The sequence below is a fragment of the Sporosarcina sp. P32b genome (genome assembly GCF_002743335.1).
Lineage (GTDB): Bacteria > Bacillota > Bacilli > Bacillales_A > Planococcaceae > Sporosarcina.
The window spans coordinates 1-8,428 of sequence record NZ_PDZB01000044.1; the positions used below are offsets into that span (position 1 = coordinate 1).

Below are 8,428 nucleotides of genomic sequence, written 5' to 3' on the forward strand. Positions count from 1 at the left end.
AGGCGCCTTCGTTAGATAGTGTGAATGGCAGTTCCTACACTTCTTTTTCAAGAAATACATACTAGCTATCACGATGTCCTGATCTTCTTCCTATTAGAACCACAACCAGAATAACTACCACTTAGTAGCGCAGGCACAACTGCGGGGTAGGCCGTGGCCAGGAGACAACTGGCGGCACTTTGCCAGATGGCTCCTGGCTGTAGGCAATCCCCCACGTGCCTGCGCGGGTCCAGAAAGCAGACACTCACCAACTTCAATGCCCGACAGCCGGTCGAGAGACGCCCCAACGTAAAGTGACAAAGACTCGTATCCGCATAGTCTTTCCGCCAACCGCGTTTCCAGGTTGGGTAAGGTTCGAATTTGTCCTACTTAGAACCACAACCAAAATAACTACCACTCAGCAGCGCAGGCACAACTGCGGGGTAGGCCGTGGCTAGGAGACAACTGGCAGCATCACCGCCAGCTGGCTCCTGGCTGTAGGCAATCCCCCACGTGCCTGCGCGGGTCCAGAAAGCAGACACTCACTAACTTCCGTCCCCAATAACCAATCGAGCAACGCCCCCAACAAAAGTGCCAAAGACCCGCAGCCGCCTAGTCTTTCCGCTAACCGCGTTTGCAGGTTGGGTATGGCACACAATTTATCGTTTTTAGAACCACAACTAGAATAAATACCACTCAGCAGCGCAGGCACAACTGCGGGGTAGGCCGTGGCCAGGAGACAACTGGCAGCACCACCGCCAGCTGGCTCCTGGCTGTAGGCAATCCCCCACGTGCCTGCGCGGGTCCAGAAAGCAGACACTCACTAACTTCCGTCCCCAATAACCAATCGAGCAACGCCCCCAACAAAAGTGACAAAGACTCGCAGCCGCATAGTCTTTCCGTCAACCACGTTTGTAGGTTCGGTAAGGTACGCAATTTATCATTCTTAGAACCACAAAATAAATGGATTCCTCAATCACCAACACTCACAACATAAAGAAGTTATCCTCACCAATCTTGTCATACAACCCACTACGTTTGAACAAGCTCACTTTTTCAGGAGGTACTCTCTTAAAAATAAGTCGCTTGTTTTGGCGAACTGCTTCGTCAAGCATGGCGGAAAGGGCCGCTTCGCCTGTTGCGTCGATCGCTGTTAGATTTTTCATGTCTAAAATGATCGTCTTCTGCTCAAGATTCAATAGTTCAGGATATCGATCCTCGAAGTGTTTCGCTGTACCGAAGAACAGGGGACCGGAGATTTTGAACTTGATTAGCTCGGAATCACTTTCTGTAGACAACTTGAACTTTTCGACGTCGGTCAGTTTACTCTTTTTAATTTCCAGTGAGCCGCTCATTTTGCGTAAGAATGACAGGGCTGCAAGCAAAATTCCGACTTCGACTGCAATTGTTAGGTTCACGAATATCGTCAACAAGAAAGTTGTCAGTAACACAATTGAATCCCCTGAGCGTAACGAAGCGATCTGGACGAAGGCTTTACGTGAACTCATATTCCATGCGACGAACATCAAAATCGGCGCCATTGCGGCTAACGGTATATAAGATGCGTAAGGTGCGAATAGTAATAAGAACGCTAATACAAATAAACTTTGCACGACGCCGGATATCGGACTGACTGCGCCTGAGCCGATATTTGTGGCGGTACGAGCGATGGCACCTGTAGCTGGAATTCCGCCGAATAACGGTGTAATGATATTCGCGATCCCTTGGCCGAATAATTCTTTCTTGGAATCGTGCTTTGGAACTTTACTTTTCATTCCGTCTGCAACGACTGCGGAAAGCAAGGACTCAATCGCACCGAGTGCAGCAATGATTAAAGCGGGTTGCCAGAGGTTCACCAGTTTAGTAAGTGTAATTTCGGGAAAATGAAAACTAGGCAGATGTTGCGGAATGCCACCGTATGCTGTACCGATCGTTTCCACTTTACCTGGGAAGAACCAAATCGAACAGATAGTAGGAACCAGGAGCGCAATAAGTAGCAATGGAACCTTAGGTGCGATTTTCGGTAAAAGGAAGATGACGACCAAACCAATTGCGGCAGTTAAGATACTAAATGTATTGATGGTATGAAAATGCCGAGCGATTTCCATCATGCTTTCATGGAAGAACTCTTTTTTCTCAACGCCAGTTAATCCAAAGAAGTTTTGGAATTGGCCGGTGAATATAATGACTGCTATCCCAGCGGTGAATCCTATCGTCACCGATCGCGGGACAAAATGAATGAGATTGCTGACACCGAGAAAGCTCATGATGACGAGGAGAATACCAGCAAGAAATCCAGCGATTAGAAGATCTTCATAACCATATTGCAACACAATTGCTAGTAATATGGGAATGAATGCACCAGTAGGACCCGCAATCTGGTAACGTGAACCACCTAGCAAAGCGACTAAAAGACCTGCGATGATCGTAGTATACAGTCCGTATTCAGGTTTCACACCAGAAGCAATAGCAAAAGCCATCCCAAGCGGAATGGCTACAATTCCAACAGTAATCCCTGCAATTAGATCCTGCCGGAAGCCCGCTGCATTATAATTAAGATAACGTTGATCTTTGAACATAATTGTTCACTTCTCCCACTTATAGAGTATATATACATATATTATTATACCGTATGCATATGGCCTATACAAGGTGTGTATAAAGTGAGAGGAGTAGAAACGTTCAACATTAAAAGAAGATATTGACGATCCGAATAATTGAACCAAATGTAGTTTAGTGTTAAAGTATATGACAGTAACAACAATAAAGGAGAGATATAGTATGAGCAGATTACAAGATAAAGTAGCATTCATTACAGGTGGAGCATCCGGTATGGGTGAAATGATGGTAAAGCAATTTACAGCAGAAGGTGCGAAAGTAATTGCAGCTGACATCAATACAACAGCACTTGAAGAAAAGTGGGGTGGACAAGACAATATCTTCACGATCAAATTGAATGTAACGGAAGACGCAGAGTGGGAAGAGGCTATGAAAAAAGCTGTCGATCACTTCGGTAAAGTTGATATTCTTGTCAATAATGCTGGTATCTCTACTGAAAAAACTGTGGATCAAATCACGATTGAAGATTGGCGCAGACTTTCAGATATCAATAGCTTCGGTACGTTCTTAGGTATGAAGCATGCTTCGAAATATATGAAAGAAGCGAAAAAAGGTGCAATCGTTAATATTTCATCTTATACTGCTTTGATTGGTATGGGCTTGAATCCGTACTCAGCTTCAAAAGGTGCAGTACGTGCGATCTCTAAAGCGGCAGCGGCAGAATATGGACATGCTGGAATCCGTGTAAATACAGTATTCCCTGGAGTTATCCAAACGCCGATGGTTGCAAATCTTGAAGAATCTAAAGCTCAACTAGATATGTTAATTAAAATGACACCACTTCAACGTTTAGGTCAGCCGGAAGATGTAGGGAATGCTGTACTCTTCTTAGCATCCGATGAAGCATCGTATATTACAGGCGCAGAGCTTGTCATTGATGGCGGGTATTCTGCACGATAATCAATACATTAAATAAAACGGGTTGTCCTACAAGTCATGATGACTTCTAGGGCAACTCGTTTTTTATTGATTATTTTACATCTACAAAGCGTTTGAAGCCCATGAAATGTGATTTCCAATAGGAAGAATCTAGTGATGCAATTTCAATTGCTTTCGTCCCTGCATGAATGAACTCATTACCGCCAAGATAAATACCGATATGTGAGATGCCGGGGCGATATGTATTTTGGAAGAATAATAAATCTCCTACAACCGGATCTTTTATGAATAGTGAACGATTATAGAAACCGATTGTATCTAATCGAGGAACTTTAACACCGGCTTGGTTGAATGCGTAGAAAATGAATCCGCTACAATCAAATCCAGATGGCGTTACACCTGCCCATACATAAGGAGTTCCTAGTAATGGTTGTGTAATATCTACTAATTTTTTACCGAGCGCTTGGTTAGTAACAGCGATAGGAGGCTGTACTACGGGCTTACTTGATGATAATGTACCGAATGAATTAGTAGAAGAGACAGCTTTTGAAGAGTTCGCCTTATTTTCTACTATTAGTTTTTGTTTAACTTTGATATCATTAGAAGTAAGAGAATTCAGACGTTTTAGTTCAGTTACCGTAATCTTGTACTGATTGGAAATCTTGTAAAGAGTTTCCCCTGCTTGCACGACATGCGTTTTTGATGCAGCGGCAACACTACCAACTGAGATGCTTGTAGCAAGCATAAGAGAGGCGATCGCGGCTAGAGCAATTTTCTTCATTTCGACTTTTCCCCTTTTAGTATACTAGATTTGGTACTTTGTACTTCTGAGTGTTAATTCATGTTTAAACCTATGAACCTATCATACAATACAATATTGGATATTAAACGTAACTTTAGACTTATTTTTTATTAATAAATTATTAGTGAATTAGTTTAGACGTATGTGTAAATACTAGAAAATATATATTTTATGTAACTTACAGATCCTTAAGGCCTACTACTTGTAAATGGGGACTATGTATTTTATAGGTAATTATAATAACTATATTTGTCATATCATAAGTCAAACTATAAAAAAGCCCTTGAATCCGTAGTAAGACTTCGGATTCTTCAGGGCTTTTCTGCTGTTTAAGATCGTCCGATTGGCCAGTCAAATGGAATGGAGCCAGGAGGGGAGTGCTTAATGATATCGATCATCGGTATCGTATACGCAAATAGAATCAATGCGATCGTAATACCAATCCATAAATACCAGTTCTCCAAAATCTTCGGTGATTTCTCAGCATCTATCTCTTCTTCAGCGATTGGATATTCTTCATAACCACGTGGAGCGAAGAATGCCAGTTGAATGAAGATGTAGAACATCAACAGAATACCAACGAATAAGATGATTCCGCCGACAGCTTGCCACATCTGATAGCTAATCCATGTAGAAACTTGGTCTCCACCTGCGTACTCAGAGAATGCTGAACGACGAGGTCCGCCGATTAGCCCTTGAATATGCATGGAAGTGGACATGATCGTCATACCGATTGCCCAGATAAGTGTCTGAATGATACCTAATTTATTTAATCTAGGAGTCAAGCGGCGACCCGTCAAGTGAGGAATCAACCAATACGCAATCCCGAAAAACGTTAAGATCACTGTTGTTGCAACTGTTAAATGGAAGTGACCTGTAATCCAAATCGTGTTGTGGACAAGAGAGTTTACTTGGTGAGAAGCGTTAATGATACCGCCTGCTCCACCCGGGATGAATGCTACCATACCAACGAATGGTGCTAAGAAACGAACGTCTTTCCAAGGAAGCTTTTTGAACCAGCCGAATAGGGATTTATAGCCTTTTCTTCTACCTGCAATTTCAAATGTAGCGAATAAAGAGAATGCAGTCATCAATGATGGAATGACTACCATGAATGTTAAGACTACTTGAATGAACTTCCAAGTCGGATCAATACCTGGCTCAGTTAATTGGTGGTGGAAGCCGACCGGAATTGAGAACATCAACAATAAAATGAATGCCAGTCTTGCTAAAGAATCACTGAATAGCTTTCCACCGATGATTTTCGGGATGATTGCATACCAAGCCATGTAAGCAGGTAACAACCAGAAGTATACGAGCGGATGACCGAAGTACCAGAATAACGTACGTGTTAATAATACGTTGACTGTTGCGACGTAACCTAGTGACCAAGGTAAGATCAATACGATGACTGAATACGCTACACCAAGTGTTGCAACGAACCACATAATCATGTTGATCACAACCATGAATGCTAGTAAAGGAGACTTTTCACCTTTATGGGCTTTCTTCCATACATATAGTTGACGGAAGTTAGTGAAAGCTGCAATCCAGCTACCTACAATTACTAATGTCAGACCGATGTAGAAAATAGGATGTGCGCGAAGTGGAGTATAGAATGTATACAATACAGACGCTTCACCTGTTAAGATCATCCATGCTGATAATACTGTACCCACTAACATGACCCAGAATGAGATCCAGCCCCATAGTAATTGTTTGTCTGAAATTCCGACTGTTTTCCCCATAAGAGAGAATTGGAAACCGACGATGAAGAACGTAGTCAATACTAGACCGAGTATGACGCCATGCGTGGTTAAGATTGTATAGTAATCAATGTTGAATGGTAACGTGTATTTGCCGGAACGTACTAATGTCTGAAGCAGTCCCATCAATCCACCGATTAAAAGGGAAATGAATGTGACATGCATAAAGGCCATATACAGTCTGGATTCTTTTTTTGAGAAATTAAATAATTCCATGGGTTAGTACACCTCCACTGTGCCGAACATCAAATGGTGACCGATGCCGCAATATTCGTTACAGACTACTGTGAATTCGCCGCCGTTTTTCATGACCGATTCGAAGCGACTGATATGTCCAGGCTCGACCATCATATTGACATTTGTGCCAGCCACTTGGAATCCGTGAACGACGTCTTTACTCGTTACTTGGAAAAGAACCGTGGAACCTTTTGGTACCCGAATCGTCTTAGTAGCGGTTCCATCTTCTTCTTTACCGAAGTCATAGTTAAAAGCAGAAGCGACAATATTGACAACGTATTTTCCGTCAGCAACTTCAGTCAGACCCAGATTTTCAGGTTGGAATGATTCATTTGCTTCGACGTTTTGTGGATCGATTGTTTCGATGTGACTTTGTGGATGTGTTCCTTTCCAGAACGCCGCAAAGCCAATAATGAGTAAGAATAAAACCAATGATGCTAAACCGAACACAAGCCATACTTTTTCATACTTATGCAAATGCATAATGTTTCCTCCTTTGATGCTAGATATTATCTAGATAAGAATAATCCGTAAGCGCCGAACCACATGACAAGGATGACGATCCCGACGATCATTACCATGATCAAGGTACCTTTTAAATTCGTTTCTTCTTTTGGTTGATTTGTAGAAGATATCTTCTTGCTCAATACGGCCACCTCCTTGTCTGAACTGAATTCGTACTTTCATCATAATCCTCGTGGGGGAATAAAGAATCAGGGAAATCCCTATGATTTGAAGATTAAAAGCAATGTTCACAATATGTTCAATCACTTTACATGCTTTTGTCATACACATTTCACTAGATTTGTGATTCGAACTAGGATGAAAGGTCTGTCTGAATAGTTCATCGGTTGCGTAAGGGATTTTAGCGTGTACAGTGAATAGAGTGATGAATACAGAGTGAGATAATATGTATTCAATATTGACCGTATGTTGAATAGAAATTATAATATACTAAGGTGAAACCTAGGAAGCCGGTGTGTGAAATGGAAAATGTAAAATGGATTACAGTAAAAAGCCCTGAAGAAGGTGCGAAGGAAGTATTCAAACTGATTTCTGAAGAACTTCAAAATAATAGATTGCATGTACTTGGGCTAGCTACAGGCAGCACGATGATTCCGATTTACGATGAATGGACGAATTCGTCGTTAGACTTTTCGAATGTTACGGCATTCAATTTAGATGAATATGTCGGTATTGACGCAGACAACCCGAATAGCTATGCATACTTTATGAATCAACATCTATTCAGCAAAAAACCATTCAAAGAAACATATATTCCGAATGGTATGGCTGAAGATTTAGATGAAGAGTGTAAAGACTATGAGAATCAATTGAACTCTCATCCGCTAGATATTCAACTTCTCGGAGTAGGGGAGAATGGTCATATCGCATTCAACGAACCCGGAACGTCATTCGATTCGGTAACACATGTTGCGACATTGACGGACTCCACATTGGGCGTGAATAGTCAGTATTTCGAAAACGACGATAAGATACCGAATATCGCGTTGACGATGGGGATCTCTTCTATTGTAAAGTCGAAGAAGTTAATCATGGTTGCATTTGGTGAGAAGAAGCGTGCGGCGATGGAGAAATTAAAAGCTGGAGAGGTCACGAAGGAGTGGCCGATTACGAAGCTCTTGCGTCATGAGGACGTCATTGTAATCACGGATTTACAGCTTGATTGAGTAGAATAAAGTTTGGTTAGGGCTATCCTGGAAGTGCAAGTTGACTTCTGGGGTGGCCTTTTTTGTGTGAAGAGGATTTGTTTGTTGTGGTCGTTGGCTTTACTTTGGCGCTGTAGCAAGTGTTTACTTTGAATCGTTGAAGTGCTGTCGGATTACGTTTTCGTTAAGCGTGCGTAATAAGCGGCGTTGGGTTGTGGTTCTTGCACGTGCTTTTTCTGTTTTCTGTTCATCCAGGGGGTTGTGGTTTAGCTGCCTATGTAAGCGGTAAGTCCATTGTCCCCACTTCGACGCTGGTGGATGGCTTTCGCGAGGAGCCATAGACAGGAAGTTCGCCTGTCTTTGTCTCATCGCTGCGCCTACCACAGCAGGCGCCTTCGTTGGATTGGGTGTAGGGCAGTTCGAGTAGTTGTTTTTACTCGTTAAAGTGCTGTCGGATTACGTTTCTGTTTAAAGTA

The 8,428-nt window shown here is 42.4% G+C and carries 7 protein-coding genes; 2 read left to right on the forward strand and 5 right to left on the reverse strand.

Features of this window, described 5'->3' with window-relative positions:
- Window positions 1-965 precede the first annotated feature (965 nt).
- Entirely contained in the window at window positions 966-2,558 is a 1,593-nt protein-coding gene (locus CSV64_RS16250) for a SulP family inorganic anion transporter (RefSeq protein WP_099635649.1), read from the reverse strand.
- A 202-nt stretch (window positions 2,559-2,760) separates the two neighbouring features.
- Here CSV64_RS16250 and CSV64_RS16255 point away from each other — a divergent pair, with 202 nt between their 5' ends.
- A complete protein-coding gene (locus tag CSV64_RS16255) occupies window positions 2,761-3,498 on the forward strand; it encodes an SDR family NAD(P)-dependent oxidoreductase (protein ID WP_099635648.1) in 738 nt (245 codons plus the stop codon).
- Window positions 3,499-3,568: 70 nt separating this feature from the next.
- Here CSV64_RS16255 and CSV64_RS16260 read toward each other — a convergent pair whose 3' ends face one another.
- From CSV64_RS16260 to CSV64_RS16275, 4 genes are all read right to left on the reverse strand, one after another.
- On the reverse strand, window positions 3,569-4,258 hold the full coding sequence (locus CSV64_RS16260) for a C40 family peptidase (RefSeq protein WP_099635647.1): 690 nt from the start codon (window positions 4,256-4,258) through the stop codon (window positions 3,569-3,571).
- Between the two features lie 350 nt (window positions 4,259-4,608).
- Entirely contained in the window at window positions 4,609-6,261 is a 1,653-nt protein-coding gene (locus CSV64_RS16265; protein ID WP_099635646.1) for a b(o/a)3-type cytochrome-c oxidase subunit 1, read from the reverse strand.
- 3 nt (window positions 6,262-6,264) lie between these two features.
- The gene (locus tag CSV64_RS16270) at window positions 6,265-6,765 is read right to left on the reverse strand and encodes a cytochrome c oxidase subunit II (RefSeq protein ID WP_099635645.1); all 501 of its coding nucleotides are present in this window, start codon (window positions 6,763-6,765) and stop codon (window positions 6,265-6,267) included.
- A 26-nt stretch (window positions 6,766-6,791) separates the two neighbouring features.
- A complete protein-coding gene (locus CSV64_RS16275; RefSeq protein ID WP_233190525.1) occupies window positions 6,792-6,929 on the reverse strand; it encodes a cytochrome c oxidase subunit 2A in 138 nt (45 codons plus the stop codon).
- Between the two features lie 339 nt (window positions 6,930-7,268).
- Here CSV64_RS16275 and CSV64_RS16280 point away from each other — a divergent pair, with 339 nt between their 5' ends.
- Window positions 7,269-7,973 carry a glucosamine-6-phosphate deaminase gene (locus CSV64_RS16280; protein WP_099635644.1) on the forward strand — a complete coding sequence of 235 codons (705 nt, stop codon included), beginning with the start codon at window positions 7,269-7,271 and terminating at the stop codon, window positions 7,971-7,973.
- Window positions 7,974-8,428: the final 455 nt, after the last annotated feature.

Coding starts and splice junctions, on each gene's coding strand:
- CSV64_RS16250 (WP_099635649.1), bottom strand. CDS start 2,558: ATGTTCAAAGATCAACGTTATCTTAATTATAATGCAGCGGGCTTCCGG.
- CSV64_RS16255 (WP_099635648.1), top strand. CDS start 2,761: ATGAGCAGATTACAAGATAAAGTAGCATTCATTACAGGTGGAGCATCC.
- CSV64_RS16260 (WP_099635647.1), bottom strand. CDS start 4,258: ATGAAGAAAATTGCTCTAGCCGCGATCGCCTCTCTTATGCTTGCTACA.
- CSV64_RS16265 (WP_099635646.1), bottom strand. CDS start 6,261: ATGGAATTATTTAATTTCTCAAAAAAAGAATCCAGACTGTATATGGCC.
- CSV64_RS16270 (WP_099635645.1), bottom strand. CDS start 6,765: ATGCATTTGCATAAGTATGAAAAAGTATGGCTTGTGTTCGGTTTAGCA.
- CSV64_RS16280 (WP_099635644.1), top strand. CDS start 7,269: ATGGAAAATGTAAAATGGATTACAGTAAAAAGCCCTGAAGAAGGTGCG.